Source organism: Pseudomonas sp. NPDC077408 (assembly GCF_050269105.1).
GTDB lineage: Bacteria > Pseudomonadota > Gammaproteobacteria > Pseudomonadales > Pseudomonadaceae > Stutzerimonas.
In genome coordinates this window covers 17,554-33,067 of sequence record NZ_JBNNHS010000015.1, presented here as the reverse complement: position 1 = coordinate 33,067, position 15,514 = coordinate 17,554, and the positions used below count along the sequence as shown (strand labels likewise).

General features: G+C 60.6%; 14 protein-coding genes. 9 read left to right on the top strand and 5 right to left on the bottom strand.

From position 1 onward, the window contains the following. Positions 1-9: 9 nt before the first annotated feature. Positions 10-996, bottom strand: a complete 987-nt coding sequence (locus ACQKEK_RS22485; RefSeq protein WP_128121162.1) for a patatin-like phospholipase family protein — start codon at positions 994-996, stop codon at positions 10-12. A 181-nt stretch (positions 997-1,177) separates the two neighbouring features. Here ACQKEK_RS22485 and selD point away from each other — a divergent pair, with 181 nt between their 5' ends. The 8 genes from selD to ACQKEK_RS22445 all read left to right on the top strand — a co-directional run bounded on the left by selD (position 1,178) and on the right by ACQKEK_RS22445 (position 9,321). Then, a complete protein-coding gene (gene selD / locus ACQKEK_RS22480; protein ID WP_463286199.1) occupies positions 1,178-2,212 on the top strand; it encodes a selenide, water dikinase SelD in 1,035 nt (344 codons plus the stop codon). Then, complete coding sequence (mnmH, locus tag ACQKEK_RS22475; protein WP_499144411.1) at positions 2,212-3,318, top strand: tRNA 2-selenouridine(34) synthase MnmH; 1,107 nt, start codon at positions 2,212-2,214, stop codon at positions 3,316-3,318. The genes selD and mnmH overlap by 1 nt, the downstream gene beginning before the upstream one ends. A gap of 27 nt (positions 3,319-3,345) precedes the next feature. Beyond that, entirely contained in the window at positions 3,346-3,624 is a 279-nt protein-coding gene (locus tag ACQKEK_RS22470) for a hypothetical protein (RefSeq protein ID WP_045426380.1), read from the top strand. 89 nt (positions 3,625-3,713) lie between these two features. After that, positions 3,714-4,316, top strand: a complete 603-nt coding sequence (locus ACQKEK_RS22465; RefSeq protein WP_127839525.1) for a flavin reductase family protein — start codon at positions 3,714-3,716, stop codon at positions 4,314-4,316. 178 nt (positions 4,317-4,494) lie between these two features. Next, positions 4,495-5,412, top strand: coding sequence for an AAA family ATPase (locus ACQKEK_RS22460; protein ID WP_499144410.1), 918 nt, complete (start codon positions 4,495-4,497; stop codon positions 5,410-5,412). A gap of 32 nt (positions 5,413-5,444) precedes the next feature. After that, positions 5,445-6,407, top strand: coding sequence for a DUF58 domain-containing protein (locus ACQKEK_RS22455; protein ID WP_499144409.1), 963 nt, complete (start codon positions 5,445-5,447; stop codon positions 6,405-6,407). Beyond that, positions 6,404-8,425 carry a transglutaminase TgpA family protein gene (locus tag ACQKEK_RS22450; protein WP_499144408.1) on the top strand — a complete coding sequence of 674 codons (2,022 nt, stop codon included), beginning with the start codon at positions 6,404-6,406 and terminating at the stop codon, positions 8,423-8,425. The genes ACQKEK_RS22455 and ACQKEK_RS22450 overlap by 4 nt, the downstream gene beginning before the upstream one ends. 98 nt (positions 8,426-8,523) lie before the next feature. Continuing rightward, a complete protein-coding gene (locus ACQKEK_RS22445) occupies positions 8,524-9,321 on the top strand; it encodes an acyl-CoA thioesterase (RefSeq protein WP_499144407.1) in 798 nt (265 codons plus the stop codon). 65 nt (positions 9,322-9,386) lie between these two features. Here the strand turns inward: ACQKEK_RS22445 and ACQKEK_RS22440 are convergent, their stop codons facing one another. After that, positions 9,387-10,859 (bottom strand): methyl-accepting chemotaxis protein, encoded by a 1,473-nt coding sequence (locus ACQKEK_RS22440; protein ID WP_499144406.1) that lies wholly within the window; start codon positions 10,857-10,859, stop codon positions 9,387-9,389. A 109-nt stretch (positions 10,860-10,968) separates the two neighbouring features. Further along, a complete protein-coding gene (locus ACQKEK_RS22435; protein WP_499144405.1) occupies positions 10,969-11,781 on the bottom strand; it encodes a TatD family hydrolase in 813 nt (270 codons plus the stop codon). A gap of 174 nt (positions 11,782-11,955) precedes the next feature. On the opposite strand from ACQKEK_RS22435, the gene ACQKEK_RS22430 reads away from it, so the two are divergent. After that, complete coding sequence (locus ACQKEK_RS22430) at positions 11,956-13,368, top strand: MltF family protein (protein ID WP_499144404.1); 1,413 nt, start codon at positions 11,956-11,958, stop codon at positions 13,366-13,368. Positions 13,369-13,372: 4 nt separating this feature from the next. Here ACQKEK_RS22430 and ACQKEK_RS22425 read toward each other — a convergent pair whose 3' ends face one another. Further along, positions 13,373-14,395: a lipase secretion chaperone gene (locus tag ACQKEK_RS22425; RefSeq protein WP_499144403.1), complete on the bottom strand. Its 1,023-nt coding sequence runs from the start codon at positions 14,393-14,395 to the stop codon at positions 13,373-13,375. Positions 14,396-14,444: 49 nt separating this feature from the next. Beyond that, positions 14,445-15,386, bottom strand: coding sequence for a triacylglycerol lipase (locus ACQKEK_RS22420; RefSeq protein ID WP_499144402.1), 942 nt, complete (start codon positions 15,384-15,386; stop codon positions 14,445-14,447). Positions 15,387-15,514 lie beyond the last annotated feature (128 nt).

Genomic DNA, 15,514 nt, shown 5'->3' with positions numbered 1-15,514 from the left:
GCTCCCTGTTTAGAGCTGCTCGCGCTCGTACTTATCAAGCGCGTCGCTGGCGATAATCTGCCCCAGCTTGATCAGCTCCGGTGCTTTGTAAAACTCGTAGAAACGGCAGGCGCGCTTGGGAATGTTGACCAGCACGTTGGGTGGGTAGCCGGCAATCTTGTATTGCGTCAGTGAGGATTGCATCACCTCGAAGCTCTGGTTGATGAGTTCCAGCAAGGATGCCGGGCCGCCCACGTCGATCACCATCGAACCCTCGGCTGACTTCGGCGCGCTTTGCCCAGACGGGGCGCCCGGCGGCTGGCTCGCACCAGGCCCATCGACAGCGGTGAGTTCGGCTATATGCTCTTCAAGCCCCTTGCTGCGCCAGAAAGGAAGGTGCGAGCTGATCGAGCTGACCATGGCATCGAAGCGTCCTGGTCGGACCACTTCCGGCAGGGGGTATTGTCGATGGTTATTGGCGTTGAGGTTGACGGCGATGATGATGTCGCTGTGGCTTGAGACCACCGGCACGATTGGTAATGGGTTGAGTATCCCGCCGTCGACCAGCATTCGGTTGCCTTGCATGACCGGCGTGAACAGGCTTGGGATGGCTGCTGAGGCACGCATGGCCAGTTCCAAGTTGCCTTCTTGGAACCAGATTTCCTGCTGGTTCGTCAGATCGGTCGCAACGGCCGTGAACGGAATCGGCAAATCCTCGATGTTGACCGATCCGAGCATCTCTCGGATCCGTCCGAAGATTTTCTCGCCGCGTATCGCCCCGAGGCTGAAACTCGGATCAACCAATCGCAGCATGTCGAAGTAATCCAGGCTTTCGATCCATTCGCGGTACTCTTCCAACTTGCCTGCTGCGTAAATACCGCCTACGACTGCACCCATCGAGCAACCTGCGACGCAGGTGATCTCGTACCCCCGGGTTTCGAGTTCTTCGATCACGCCGATATGCGCATAACCGCGTGCGCCTCCTGAACCCAATACCAGTGCGACCTTGTTGCCCATGTGATTCTCCCTTTGGCATGGGGCTGTAGCTTCAAGCTTCGAGCTGCAAGCTGCAAGCTTCAAGCTAAAGCCGAGGAGCCGGCCGCTTCATTGCAGCCCTATCGGCCATGGCGCAGCGATGCGGTGACCAGCCTTGCTACAATCGTCACCCGTTTTGCCAGCATCACGAGACCTTTCCCAGATGAGCGAACCCATCCGCCTCACCCAATACAGCCACGGTGCCGGCTGCGGCTGCAAGATTTCACCCAAGGTGCTGGACGTGATCCTCGCCGGCAGCGGGGCACAGAATCTCGATCCGCGTTTGTGGGTCGGAAATGCCTCGCGTGATGATGCTGCGGTGTATGGCATCGACGAAGAGCGCGGGGTTGTATCGACTACGGATTTCTTCATGCCGATCGTCGATGATCCCTTCGATTTCGGCCGCATCGCCGCGACCAATGCCATCAGTGATATCTACGCCATGGGCGGGGACCCGCTGATGGCGATCGCCATCCTTGGCTGGCCCGTCAATGTGCTGCCGCCGGAAATAGCCCGCGAAGTCATCGCAGGCGGTCGCGCCGTGTGTGAAGCCGCAGGCATTCCGCTGGCGGGCGGGCATTCAATCGACGCGCCCGAGCCGATCTTTGGTCTAGCGGTCACCGGCCTGGTCAACAAGAGCCAGATGAAGCGCAACGACACGGCCACGGTTGGATGCAAACTCTATCTGACCAAGCCATTGGGAATCGGCATCCTCACCACTGCGGAGAAAAAGGCCAAGTTGCGGCCCGAGGATGTCGGCAGGGCGCGTGACTGGATGTGCACGCTCAACACGCCCGGCAGCCGCTTCGGCAAGCTTGACGGCGTGCGGGCGATGACCGATGTGACTGGCTTCGGGCTACTTGGCCATTTGGTTGAAATGGCCGATGGCAGCGCTGTGACCGCGCGCATTGACTACGCCTGTGTGCCGCGTCTGGACGGCGTCGAGTTCTACCTCGAACAAGGCTGTGTGCCCGGTGGCACCGGCCGTAACTTCGACAGTTATGGCGACCGCATCGCGGCCATTGACGAGGTGCAGAAACAGCTGCTTTGCGATCCGCAAACCAGTGGCGGATTGCTGGTTGCGGTCGCGCCGGAAGGCGAGGCGGAGTTCCTCGCGGTCGCCGCCGAACTCGGCCTGACGCTCAAGCCAATCGGTGAAGTGATCGAAGCCGGCGCCTATGCCGTTGAGGTACGTTGATGCGTGGTGATACCGATAACTTTGCTGAGCTGTTCCTTAACGATGTACCGATGATGGACGCGCGAGCGCCTGTGGAATTTGCCAAAGGCGCATTCCCCGGCGTGGTCAACCTGCCGCTGATGAACGATCTTGAGCGGCAGAAGGTTGGCACCTGTTACAAGCAGCATGGGCAACAAGCGGCGATTGAACTGGGCCATCGGTTGGTGAGTGGTCAAGTCAAGGCCGACCGCATCCAGGCTTGGGCCGACTTCGCGCGCAACAACCCTCAGGGCTACATCTACTGTTTCCGCGGCGGGTTGCGTTCACAGCTGGTGCAGCAGTGGCTCAAAACCGAGGCGGGGATCGACTATCCGCGCGTGACCGGTGGCTATAAGGCGATGCGGCACTTTTTGCTTGAAACCATTGAGCATGCCGCCGCGCATGACAATTTCGTGTTGGTCGGCGGTATGACTGGGACGGGTAAAACCGAGGTGCTGGCACGCCTGGACGACGGAATCGATCTGGAAGGCATTGCCAATCATCGCGGTTCTAGCTTCGGCAAGCGCGCCACTCCGCAGCCGGTGCAGATCGACTTCGAGAACGCCCTGGCGATTCGCTTGTTGAAGATGCAGAAAGCGGGTGCGAGGCAGTTCGTTTTGGAGGATGAAGCGCGGCTGGTCGGTCGTTGTTCGATTCCGCTGCCCTTATTTCAGGGGATGCAGCACTATCCGCTGGTCTGGCTCGAAGACAGTTTCGATGGACGGGTGGACCGCATCCTCAAGGATTATGTGATCGACCTCTGTGCAGAGTTCACCGTTGAGTACGGCGCAGAAGGATTCAACGCATTTGCCGAGCGTTTGCAGCAAAGTCTGGTCAATATCAGCAGGCGGCTTGGCAGTGAATGCTATACACGGCTGGCGGCAATCATGAATCAGGCGCTTGCCGAGCAAGCGAGTACCGGCTCGGTTGATCTCCACCGCGAGTGGATCGAGACGTTGTTAAGGCAGTACTACGATCCGATGTACGCCTACCAGCGCGAAAGCAAGGCCGCCCGGATCGAATTCGCAGGTGAACAGGACGCGGTCGTGGAATTCTTGCGCGAGCGCGCCGCGGTTCAACAAAACTGAGCAGGTCTCGGAAAAGAGGATGTATCGATGAAGAACATTATCTGTCTATCGCTGTTGGCACTTGCCCTTACCGGTTGCGCCGCCAAGACGGCCTATCGAGACAGCTGCGCATCTCAGCTGAACGCCGCTTGGGAAGAGCAGAGCCTGGCCGAGGCGGAAGGGTTCGCCGGCACGGTGAGCTATTCCAAGGCGATGGCACTGCTGACTGGCGCCAAGACCCAGCAACAATTCGAGGCTTACCAGGGCTGCGTCGAGAAGGCCAAGAAGGCGCGCTTCTATCTGCGTGAATCCCGCGCAGGCCGCTAATACCGCTGCGATTCTGTGGCAGCCGTCCGGCTGCCACTTCTTATCCATCGGTTCTGGCCGAGTGCCAGACCGACTCAGTAGGAATCCGCATGCTGCTCGATTTTTCCAACCTGGCGCCGGTCGAGGCCTACCGCTGGCTGGCGTCCACCATCACACCCCGACCGATTGCCTGGGTCTCGACGTGTTCGACCGCAGGCGTCAGCAATCTTGCGCCTTTCAGTTTTTTCCAGGTGATTAGCAGCAACCCGCCAACGCTGCTGATCAACGTCGGACTCAAGGACGGCTTGCCGAAAGACACCGCCCGCAACGCGCACGAAACGGGGGAGCTCGTTGTGCAGCTCGTCAGTGCAGAGCAAGCCGAAGCGATGAACGCCTCTGCGGCTGCATTGCCTCATGGCATCAGCGAATTTGAACACTGCGGGATTGCCAGCGAATCCGCGAGCCTTGTGAAGGTGCAGCGGGTCGCTGGTGCACCCGTTGCCTTCGAATGCCGTGTCGCGCAAATCCTGCCGTATCCTTCCGAGTCGCCCAATTGTCAGCTCATCTTCGCTGAGGTGTTGTTGGCGCATATCGATGACCGCGTGCTAGATGAGCGCGGTCGTGTTGATTCCGCGCGGCTCGATCTAGTCGGCAGGCTCGGCGGTGCAGCATATAGCTACACGCGCGAGCGTTTCGAGATGCAGCGACCCTAGTGGGCGCGTACGTTTCGACCGCTTGGGTGATGACGCACGTTTCGATCTCTGATGAGGCACAACGTCAGCACACGCAGGATCAAGCGTCATATCACAAGTTCGTAACACCAGGATTTCACCGCTTTGCTTGAGCTAGGCCGGGTCAGTAGGATCGACGGATAAAACAAAGGAGAGTTGCATGCGCACCCGATTGGATGTCTGTCTGCGGGCGGTCAATGAAGTGCTGCTCGGCAAGCAATCGCAGGTGCGATTGGCCATGGCTTGCCTGCTGGCGAGGGGGCACCTGCTGGTCGAGGACCTACCCGGCATGGGCAAGACGACCTTGAGCCATGCGCTTGCAAAGGTCATGGGGCTGGACTTCCAGCGCATCCAGTTCACTTCCGACCTGCTGCCCGGCGATATCCTCGGTACCTCTGTTTTCGACAAGGATAGCGGTCAGTTTGTATTCCACCCTGGACCGATCTTCGCCGAGTTGGTGCTGGCTGACGAGATCAACCGGGCCACACCGAAAAGCCAGAGCGCGCTGCTTGAAGCCATGGAAGAAGGACAGGTGACGATCGAGGGCGCGACCCGGCCGTTACCGGAGCCCTTCTTCGTGGTCGCCACGCAGAACCCAGTCAGCTCTGGCGGCACCTTCGCGCTGCCCGAATCCCAGCTGGATCGCTTCCTCATGCGCCTTTCGCTGGGCTACCCCGCCAAAGCGGCGGAGAAAGCGTTGCTGCTCGGCGATTCGCGTCGTGATTTGCTCACTCGGTTACAACCCCAGCTGGATCGCGCCGAGCTCACTGCTATCCAGCAGACGGTGAGCGCCGTTCGCGTCAGTGATGCTCTGGTCGATTACGTCCTGCGCTTGGTCGAGGCCACGCGCACCCAGCCGCAATTTGCCTGGGGCTTGTCACCTCGCGCCAGCCTGGCGCTGCTGGCGGCAGCCCGTGCCTGGGCCTTTCTCGACGGCCGAGATTACGTGATTCCGGAAGACGTCCAGGCGGTGCTGCCCTCGGTGGTTGGCCATCGGTTGCGCGAACGCGCCGATGCCACCGGGCATGGCGGCGGCGCGCTGGTGCAATGGCTGTTGCGCGAAGTGCCGGCGCTGTGATGCCGCCGCTGCTGGGCTGACGGGGAGCGGCTATGCGAGTGCTACCACGGATACGAGATCGCTGGCTTCTGAAACGCATCCCTCCGGGCCCTAGCGTACGCCTCAACCAGCGGCGCATCTTCATCATGCCCACAGCGGTCGGGATGAGCTTCCTCGTCGCGCTGCTGTTGATGCTGCTTGCCGCGATTAACTACGAGAACAGTCTGGCTTATGCCCTGACGTTTTTGCTGGGCTCGGTATTTGTCGTGGCGATTTTGCATACCTGGCGCAACCTGGCGGGTCTCGAATTGCAGGCAGGAGGGGCGGAGGCGGTTTTTCTTGGCGAGCAGGCGTGTTTGCGGGTGCGCCTGGAGAGTCGCGGACGCCTTTACCAAGCCGTCTCGGTCGGATGGCCCAAAAGCGGGCTCCAATTGGTTGACGTGCCGGCCGCAGCCACCTGTGAACTGCAGCTTAGCCTGCCCACCGAGCGCCGTGGCTGGCTACGACCAGGACGGTTGCGCGTTGAGAGTAGATTCCCCTTGGGCATTCTCGTGGCGTGGAGCTGGGTGGATTTGCAGCTCGCCGCGCTGGTGTACCCACGCCCACTCGTGGGCGAACTGCCTCAGGCCGTCGGGCTGGACGAAGAGAACGGTGAAGGTTCGCGGGCGCTGGGCAGCGGCATCGACGATTACCAGGGCTTGCGTCCCTGGCAACCAGGCGACTCGAAAAGACGATTGCACTGGAAAGCCTATTCCCGCGGTCAAGGCTTGCTGGTGAAGGATTTCACTGCGCTGTCCGGTGAGGACCCGCTACTGGATTTCGATGAACTCGCCGGTGATATCGAATCCCGATTGTCGTTGCTCTGTCACTGGGTCGTGGAACTGTCGTCGCGCCAGCAACCCTTCGCCCTCCGAATAGCGGAAACCACCATCGAGGCCGCTGTGGGTGTTGAGCACCGGAACCGTTGTCTGCGAGCACTGGCGCTGTTCGGCCAGCAATCGGCGGCGCCGCAATGAGCAGCTTGCAGCCTATCCCACGCAACGGCCTGGTCTGGCTGTTGGTCGCGCAGGTGCTGGTCATCCTGCCGCATCTGGCTCATCTGCCACTGTGGATCATCGGCCTCTGGCTGGGTTGCGCGATCTGGCGGGTGCAGATCTTCCGCATGCGCGCTCCATACCCACGGAGCTGGGTAAAGGCACTGATGATGCTGGGTGCTGCATTTGGCGTTTATTTCTCACGCGGCGGGCTGATCGGGCTCGATGCAGGTGTGGTGCTGCTGATCGCGGCGTTTATTCTCAAACTGGTGGAGATGCGCAGTCGTCGCGATGCGTTGGTACTGATCTTTCTTGGCTTCTTTGCCGTGGTCACCAGCTATCTGTTCAATGACGGCCTGCTCGCTGGGATCTATAGCTTGGCGCCAATCACCGCGCTGCTGGCGGCGATGATCGGCTTACAGCAGAGCCCTGCGGGCACTCATCCCTGGCCAACGTTGCGACTGGCCGGCTCGTTGCTCCTGCAGGCGATCCCACTGATGCTGGTGCTGTTCGTCCTGTTTCCGCGTCTAGGGCCGCTTTGGTCATTGCCTCAACCGAAGGATCGCGGCGTCACCGGTCTGGCTGACAGCATGTCGCCAGGCGATATGGCCGAGCTGAGTCGCTCGAGTGCCCTGGCATTTCGCGCCAGCTTCGAGGGCCCGATCCCTGATAGGGATCAGCTGTACTGGCGAGCAGTAACCTTTGAGCGTTTCGATGGAAGGCGATGGTCGCAATCTTTCAAATCGCAGCTTCCGCAGACCCCAGAATGGTCACCGCGGGGCGCACCGGTTGCATACAGCATCGTCATGCAGCCCAGTGGGCGGCCATGGTTGTATGGATTGGACGTAGCGCAGGTCGACGCGGGCGATGTGCGACTGATGAGCGATTTCCACCTGGCGCGCCCTCGGCCAGTCGACAAACCGCTGTTGTACCAAGCGACTTCCTGGCCGGAGGCGCTGCGCGAGCCAAATGCTGGACCTGCTGTTCTGGGAAGGGCTTTGGAACTGCCGTCCACTGGCAACTTACGCAGTAGGGCCTGGGCGGCGGAGCTGCGACGCGCGCATCAGACGCCCAAGGCAACGGTGCAAGCGCTGCTCAGCCGTTTCAACCAGCAGCCGTACAGCTATACCCTGCGCCCTTCGCCGGTGGGTGAGGATATCGTCGACGGTTTTCTCTTCGATACGCTGAACGGATTTTGCATTCATTATGCAGGCGCGATGACCTTCGTGCTGCGCGCGGCCGGTATCCCCGCGCGAGTGGTCGCTGGCTATCAGGGTGGGGAGGTCAACCCTTCGGGCAACTACCTGTCGGTGCGTCAACTTGATGCCCATGCCTGGGTTGAATATTGGGAGGCGGGCAGCGGTTGGGTCAGTGTGGATCCGACATTTCAGGTTGCGCCGGAACGGATCGAGCGCGGGCTGGAGGAGGCGCTTGACGCTGAGCAGGATCTGTTCGAAGGCGCCATCATGGACCTCCGGCGCTACCGCGACATTGGCTGGCTGAACGACCTGCGTTTTGGCTGGGACAGTCTCAATTACGGCTGGCAGCGCTGGGTCCTTAATTACCAGGGCGAACGTCAGCTGGAAGTACTGCAAGGATTGTTCGGCAAAGTCGACTCCCGCAAGCTCGGTCTACTGATGGTCGTCACGGGGGCTTTGCTAGTTGTCCTGCTGGCGCTTCTGCTCCTGAAGCCTTGGCGCCGGGAGCAAGATGCGCAACTGCGCCAGTTTCAGGGCTTCGAACAATTGCTTGCGCGGCATGGCGTGGCGCGGCAGGCAGGCGAGGGTGCGCGCGACTTCGCCCAACGTGCAGCAGCGCGGCTGCCGGGTGCTGCCGCCCAGATTCAAGCGTTCGCTGGACTGTACGAACAGGCCCGTTATGCGGGTCAGCCGACCGACCTGGCCGAGATGAAGACTGCAATCCGAAGCTTGCGACGCCAGCTGCCTTGGCGTGCCAGAGTGAGCAAGCCGCGGGGTGGTATCGACGGCGACAACCTATAGCTGCTCGAGATGGCATGACATCACCAACTGTTCGGCGATGCCCCCGCTGGTCCGCGCAGCGATAAGATGAACCGCAATAACAACGAGTCGAGGTAGGAATGACCCTGTCCGAACTGCTACAAGCCGTGCGTGAAACCCCTCAAGATGTCGTCGTGCCTGCCAGTTGGGGGCAAGGCCGGGCCGGTTTTGGAGGGTTGGCCGCGGCGCTGGTATTTGAGGCCATGCAGGCGAAAGTGCCGAGTGATCGTCCGGTGCGGTCGCTGTCGATCACCTTTGTTGGGCCGCTTGCGGTTGATGTGCCCGTCAGCTTCGAGGCTGAAGTGCTGCGTGAAGGCAAGGCGGTCAGTCAGGTACTCGGCCGTGCCATCCAGAACGGCCAGGTGGTGACTCTGGTGCAAGGCAGCTTCGGCGCAGCACGTGTCTCCGCCGTCAGGGTGGAGGCTGAGCCGGCGCCAGAACTGCCGCCGGTGGAAGCCTGCCAGGAGCTGCCCTACATCAGCGGTGCGACACCTGAGTTCACCCGCCATCTGGCCATGCGCTGGGGCATTGGCGGTCTGCCTTTCTCAGGTAATACATCGCGAGAAATGGGCGGATGGGTTCGTCAGCGTGGCGAGGTCGACCGGGAACCAGTAACTGTCTCGCATCTGCTTGCCCTCGTCGACGCATGGCCACCGGCCGTGCTGCCACACCTGAACAGTTTCGCCCCGGGCAGCTCGCTGACCTGGACCATCGAGTTTGTCCAGCCACTGCCGATACTCGATACCCACGAATGGTGCCGGTACCGCGCGGTGATCGAGCACGCTCAGGACGGCTACGGTCATTGCGCGGCCGCGTTATGGACCGGCAGCGGTGAACTGGTTGCATTGAGTCGACAGACGGTAACCGTCTTCGGATAAGCAGAGCGCCGCCCGCTGGCTCTTACGCCAGCGGGCCAATAGGCCATCCGTACATGCTGATGCGGTCAAAGCTTGAGCTGGTGAATCGCTTTGCTGAGTTCGCCGGAGAGTGCCGCGAGTTCTGCGCTGGTGTTTGCCGATTCGACGGTTTGCTGGACAGTTCGCTCGGTGACGTCGCGAATGCCGGTGACTGAGCGGTTCAGCTCCTCGGCAACTTCGCTCTGTTGTTCAGCGGCCACGGCAATTTGCGTGTTGCTTTCGCGCATCTGTGCGACTGCCGCAGTAATGGCTTCGAGCGCGAGTCCTGCCTCGCGTGCTTCGCGCACGCAGTCGTCTGCCTTGAGTGAGCTTTCCTGCATGAATTCGACGGCGTCGCGGGTCATGGTTTGCAGGCCGGTGATCATCTGGGTGATTTCGTCAGTCGATACCTGAACGCGTTTGGCCAGGCTGCGCACTTCATCTGCAACCACAGCGAAGCCGCGGCCCATTTCACCGGCACGTGCGGCTTCAATCGCAGCGTTCAGGGCCAGCAAGTTGGTTTGTTCGGCGATGCTGTGGATAACGCTGACCACGCCGTTGATTTTCTGGCTGTCGGCCGCCAGCTGGCCGATCGTTTCGGCCGTTTGCTGGACGCCCTGCGACAGGCTGGATATAGAGCGCTCGACCCGTCCCACGACATTCTGCCCGTTGCCCGCGAGGCGGTCGGCACTCTGCGACTGGTCGCGTGTTTCCCTGGCGTGTTCGGCGATGTGGTGGACAGTGGCGGTCATCTCGTTGATTGCGGTCGCTGCCTGGTCGGTTTCGCTCTGCTGGCCGAGCATGCCCTGGCGGACCTCGCTCATGCTTGATGCCAGTCGAGCGGCTCCGTCATCGAGCCGGGTCGCCGCCTGGGCAACGGTGCTGACAATGCGTTGGTAACCGGCTTGCATTGCGTTGAATGCGGCAGCCATCTCGCCAACTTCATCACCGCTGGCCAAAGGTACTCGCACCGACAGGTCGCCGCTGCGCTCGACATGCACCATTACGTTCTTGAGCGTATTGAGATGGCTTAGCAGGAAGTGGATCAACAACTGTGATGCGGCCAGCAGCACCAACATCAACACAGCAACAGCAATGGCATAGCTGAAGAAATGTTCACCCAGCAGCTGCATGGTGCTGGGCACACGAGCCAGCACGGCAAGGGTGTCCCCGCCCGGTCGGGCTACCAGTTGGGTGCCCACGATCGGTGTCTTGCCGAACAGCCGGTCATGCTCGATTGCAACCCACCCTTGGCGGGCGGTTACAGGTTGCCCCTCGACAGCAATTGCCTGACCGGCCGGAAATACTTGAATGTCGGCGTTCCTAGGTATTGCGGAGCCTTCTGGCCAGGCCTGTAGTACAGCCCCCAATTGCTGTGCATTGTTCTGAGCGTCGTGGCTTCGCGATTGCTGTTCGAGTTGCAGGGCAAAGAGCACCAGTAGCAGCGTGGTAGCGAATGACACCAAGTTCAGCGCCCAGAACTTGTACTTCAGTGAGAGATCGCGAATCAATAAAGCCATTGCATGCTCTTCTTATGTCGATGACCGGAACGTTCGTCGCGCAGTGGCATCGCCGCCTTTTTGCGAACCCGTTCTGTTAACGGCCGAAAGTGGTTGGGCTTGAGCCCGTTCAGTGTTCATTCAGCGGCTCGATGCGGAAGAATTTCTGAGCACAGCGGGTCGTGCTCTGCGCCAGCTGTTCCTCGCTGACACCTCGATGCTGCGCCACTTCACGGAGTACTTCAGGAAGAAATGCCGGCTCGTTCTGCCCACCTTTAGGTTTCGGCCGCAGCGTGCGTGGCAGCAGGTAGGGTGCATCGCTTTCGAGCATCAAGCGAGCTTCAGGGATGTCGCGCACCAATGGATGCAGGTGAGTGCCGCGGCGCTCATCGCATATCCAGCCAGTAATGCCGATGTGGAGGTCGAGATCGAGGTAGGCATAGAGCGCGCGTTTCTCACCGGTAAAGCAGTGCACGACCGCAGCGCTGAGCTTGTCACGGAACGGCCGGAGTATTTGTACCAGACGCTGGTCGGCGTCGCGCTCGTGAAGAAACACCGGCAGGCCGGTTTCTACTGCCAACTGTAGGTGTTCTTCCAGGACCCGCTCCTGCTGTGCACGAGGGGACAGATCCCGGTTGAAATCCAGTCCGCACTCGCCGACCGCGCGCGTCTCGGGTTCGGCGAGTAGGGCTTTGAGCTGTGCACTAGTACTGGACCTCCATTGGCTCGCGTCATGAGGGTGGATACCTGCAGTACAGAACAACCGTTGCCGGCCTTCATCCAGCTCCCGGCAGAGGGCCAGTGCTGCTTCGCTTTCAGAAAGGCTAGTGCCGGTCAAAACCAATTGTGTGACGCCCGCCGTGTAGGCGCGCTCCACTACTGCACGGGGATCACGGGCAAACGTTGGGTGGGTGAGGTTGACGCCGATGTCGACAAGTTGCATGAAGCGTCTCGCTTATAAGATCAAAATATATAGATAAAAATCAGGTATTTGCGACTGTTAATTAAAGCCTATTAGAAGGTGCCGCTGGCGGCCAAGCAAAGGCTATGAGAGTCTTCGCCACTTTGCGGCAGGGTGCTGCTGTGCATTTTGTCTCATTCGAGCCGATACCCGGAAATGACTCGATTATTTTCCCTACTGCTGTGTCTGCTGGTGCTTGCACCCTGGCCGGTGGTCGCACGGGTGATGGGGCCGCCAGCCTGGCAGTCGGTGGGTACCGTACGCGATCTCGCCGATATTCGCCGCAGCGGCGTTCTTCGGGTTTTGGTCAATCAAAGTCGTAACAGTTCCGGCGAGGTCAAAGGCGAGCCCATCGGTGTGGAATACGTGCGCCTGCGCGCCTTCGAGCAGTATCTCAATCGTGGTTCGAAGGGCACGCCGATCAGCTTGAAAATCATTCCCAAGGCCAAGGACCAGTTGCTCGGTGCGCTGCAACGCGGTGAGGGTGATCTGGTTGCCCCTGGAGAAATTTTGCCGCAAGGCGCGGCGCGCCGGATAAGCCGCAGCCGTGCTGTGATCGCTCAGGTGCCGATGGTGTTGGTGAGTCGACAGGGTGGCGCTCGTTATAAGAGCTTCGAGCAACTATCAGGTCGTAGCCTGGCACTGTCGGCCGGCAGTGCAGCGGGTCCCGCGCTGGAGAAGCTCAATCGGAGCCTGATGCAAGCCGGACGGGCACCGATCGCTGTCGAGTGGGTTGACCCCACGTTGGCGGTGGAGGACGTGCTGGAGATGGTACAGGCTGGCGTCTACCCGGCTACCGTGGTGGAGCAGCCCATTGCAGAGCGCTGGGCAAAAGTATTGCCTAAGCTGCGCATCGAATCGCAGCTGACACTGGGCGACCCCGCCGATATGCATTGGTTTGTGCAAAAGGACGCGGGAATGCTAAGTGCGAGCGTCGACCGTTTCCTCCAAACCTACAGCGCGCCTGATAACCAGGATGCAGCATTCGTTCGCGTCTATCGCAGACTCTATCGGGTGCAGTATCCACTGGATCGTGTCGGCAGACAGCGCCTGGAAAAAGTTCGTCCGACCTTGCAGCGGCATGCCCAGCAGCAAGAGATCGATTGGCTCAACCTGGCTGCGCTAGCCTTCAAAGAGTCGACGCTCGATCCGTCGGCGCGCGGTGCAGGCGGAGCCACCGGGCTGATGCAAGTGACGCCGGCGACCGCTCGTAGCATGGGTGTGAAGGATATCGGTCAACTGGATAACAACGTGCTTGCCAGCGCGAAGTATCTGGCAAATATCCGCCAAACCTTCTTTTCCAGTCCCAGGCTGAATGAGCGCGAGCGCATGGCGTTTGTGCTCGCGGCCTACAACCTCGGACCGCAGCGGGTCCAGAGCCTGCGTGCCGAGGCCCGCCGTCGAGGCCTTAACCCGGACCAGTGGTTTTTCCAGGTTGAGCGCGTTGCCATGTCGAGCATGGGTATGGGTGTGGTCAGCTATGTCAATGCCGTGAACAAGTACTACCTGGCCTACACCCGGGAGCGGTACCTACTCGAAGGCGGTCCGCAGAGCGCTTCCAGCAATTGAATCCTTAGCCGCGCTTGGCGGCGAGCAGCTGCTCAGCAGCTTGCAGCCGTTGGCGCTCGTGCTCATTGAATTGCTCGGCCGCCAAGCGGGTGATGGCGGCACGTTTATCCGCCTCGCCGAGTCCCTGGCTGCGTTCAATCCGGCGTTTCGCCTGGTTATAGGCGGTCAGGCGGCTTTGCCATGCCTGGCGCTGACGGTCGAGTTCCTCCAGGCGGGCTGCGGCTGCGTTGCCGACCAGCTGCTGGCGTAGCTGTCGTAGATCGGCCGGGTTGCCACCGTTGGCTGCCAGCGCACGTGTCTGCTCTCGCAGTTGCATTTGCATCTGTACCGCCACTGTATCCTGCAGTTCCGCTGGCAGGCTGTCTTGCAACCTGTCCAATGCCGCGCCTTTGCCTGACGCGTCGAGCGTTGCGTCGTGCCGAATGGCCAGGCGTTCCAGCGTGAAGTGGTCAGTCGCCTCGTCTAGCGCGAAGAATGCCTGGTGGACCCGATCATCGAAGATTCCCGCACGCAGCTGCTGAACCGCGCGAAGGCGATCGCGCATGGCCTCAATGTCGGCCTGTTGCGTATGGTGCTGCTCCAGCAACAGCAGCTGCCTTTTGTAATCCAGGTACTGGCTCAGCACCTGGATGGCATGGTCCGCTGCAGGCTCCGGGAGCTGCGTTTCGATGTAGCGACGTAGCCTGGCGACACTGGTTTCGAGCGGTTCCTCACCAATTGAGGCCAGGAAGTAATCGAAGACACGGCGTATCTCCGCATCGATGATCAGACTTCCGCCCGCGTCAGCCCGCAGTCGGCCGTCCACCCGTGTACCTGCAAAAGAGTCCGGTAGACGGGCAATCGCGTCAGCCCGCGCCAGCTTCCGGGTGGGTGTTGGGCTTTGTTGCGGACTGACCTCGCTAGTGTTGATCTGAACGGGCTGAGGGCGGCCAAGGACTTGAGCAGGCGTAGGGTCGGGCGGGACACCTCCGTACATCGCGACGCCGAGGATAAGTGTCAATACGAACAGGGCGGCAAGCATTTTCATCAAGGATGCCTTGTGGTCAGGTGTGGGGCCGAGCGGCCCCACCGGAGCCTCAGAGGCCTGCGTTCTTCAGGCGGTTGGCGTGCTGGCGGTAGATGGTTACCGGATCAGTTTCGAACAGGCTGGTCAGTCCAAGCACCTGGTTGACCTCATCCAGATGGTTCATCCGATAGTTATCACGGATAACCATGCCCAAATGCGAGCTGCAGCGGCCAACCAGGCCGTCATTGGCTTCGTCAAAGGCCAGCGAGCCGGCGCCCAGCATGGCGTCACTCACATCCAGCGGGTTGGTCAGCGGGCTGGTGCCGCTCCAGGAGTAATAGCGCACCCCATTGACCTTGTACGCGCCTTCGCCGCAGGCGCTGGTCGGAACCCCTTGCGGGTATTTCGCGTTGAAACGGGCGGCGCCTTCGCTGTTGAGTGATTCAAGTGAGCCGAGCGAATTCTGTGGTTCGGTACTGGGGCTTCCCGAAAGAAAATGGATCAATGCCCCCATGCCGTTGGTGAGCCCGGCGAGTATGGCTTCGCCACCCGAGCCCTCGGGGAGCTTGCGCAACAGGTCGGCAACGTCGGAGCCTTTGTGCGGCGCGCCTACGCTGGTGACCGACGCGACCAGGTCGGGACGAACGGCGGCAACATAGCGCACGGTTGGCCCACCGTGGCTGTGGCCGACCAGATTCACTTTCGGTTTGCCACTGATCGCAACGATTTCCTCGACTTGTTGAAGAAGTTCCTCTCCACGCAGCTCCGAGGTGTTGAGTTGGCTGACTTCGGTAACGTAAACCTGTGCGCCATCACGTCGAAGCGCCTGGGGAATGCCGTACCAATAGTCGATGCCAAGCATGCTGTCGAAGCCGAGCATGCCATGCGCCAGCACGATCGGGTAACGCGTCTGGGTGTAGCCGCTGGAGCTGAATAGGCCGGCCTGGGCCTGGCTTGAAATTGCCACGAAGGTTCCGAGGCATAGAGCGAACACAGTCTTGTTCTTGTTCATGAATGCACTCAATCAAGGGTGACTGGACATTGGGCAATCCCTCGCCATTCACCGCGCGTAGCGCGTACTGCAGTGGCTACAGGCGCAGCATTCGTGCCAGTTTGCCAGGCGATATAGATAGGAGGCTC

Excerpts from the sequence above, each read along its gene's own strand:
- ACQKEK_RS22485 (WP_128121162.1), bottom strand. The coding sequence starts at position 996 with ATGGGCAACAAGGTCGCACTGGTATTGGGTTCAGGAGGCGCACGCGGT.
- selD (WP_463286199.1), top strand. The coding sequence starts at position 1,178 with ATGAGCGAACCCATCCGCCTCACCCAATACAGCCACGGTGCCGGCTGC.
- mnmH (WP_499144411.1), top strand. The coding sequence starts at position 2,212 with ATGCGTGGTGATACCGATAACTTTGCTGAGCTGTTCCTTAACGATGTA.
- ACQKEK_RS22470 (WP_045426380.1), top strand. The coding sequence starts at position 3,346 with ATGAAGAACATTATCTGTCTATCGCTGTTGGCACTTGCCCTTACCGGT.
- ACQKEK_RS22465 (WP_127839525.1), top strand. The coding sequence starts at position 3,714 with ATGCTGCTCGATTTTTCCAACCTGGCGCCGGTCGAGGCCTACCGCTGG.
- ACQKEK_RS22460 (WP_499144410.1), top strand. The coding sequence starts at position 4,495 with ATGCGCACCCGATTGGATGTCTGTCTGCGGGCGGTCAATGAAGTGCTG.
- ACQKEK_RS22455 (WP_499144409.1), top strand. The coding sequence starts at position 5,445 with ATGCGAGTGCTACCACGGATACGAGATCGCTGGCTTCTGAAACGCATC.
- ACQKEK_RS22450 (WP_499144408.1), top strand. The coding sequence starts at position 6,404 with ATGAGCAGCTTGCAGCCTATCCCACGCAACGGCCTGGTCTGGCTGTTG.
- ACQKEK_RS22445 (WP_499144407.1), top strand. The coding sequence starts at position 8,524 with ATGACCCTGTCCGAACTGCTACAAGCCGTGCGTGAAACCCCTCAAGAT.
- ACQKEK_RS22440 (WP_499144406.1), bottom strand. The coding sequence starts at position 10,859 with ATGGCTTTATTGATTCGCGATCTCTCACTGAAGTACAAGTTCTGGGCG.
- ACQKEK_RS22435 (WP_499144405.1), bottom strand. The coding sequence starts at position 11,781 with ATGCAACTTGTCGACATCGGCGTCAACCTCACCCACCCAACGTTTGCC.
- ACQKEK_RS22430 (WP_499144404.1), top strand. The coding sequence starts at position 11,956 with ATGACTCGATTATTTTCCCTACTGCTGTGTCTGCTGGTGCTTGCACCC.
- ACQKEK_RS22425 (WP_499144403.1), bottom strand. The coding sequence starts at position 14,395 with ATGAAAATGCTTGCCGCCCTGTTCGTATTGACACTTATCCTCGGCGTC.
- ACQKEK_RS22420 (WP_499144402.1), bottom strand. The coding sequence starts at position 15,386 with ATGAACAAGAACAAGACTGTGTTCGCTCTATGCCTCGGAACCTTCGTG.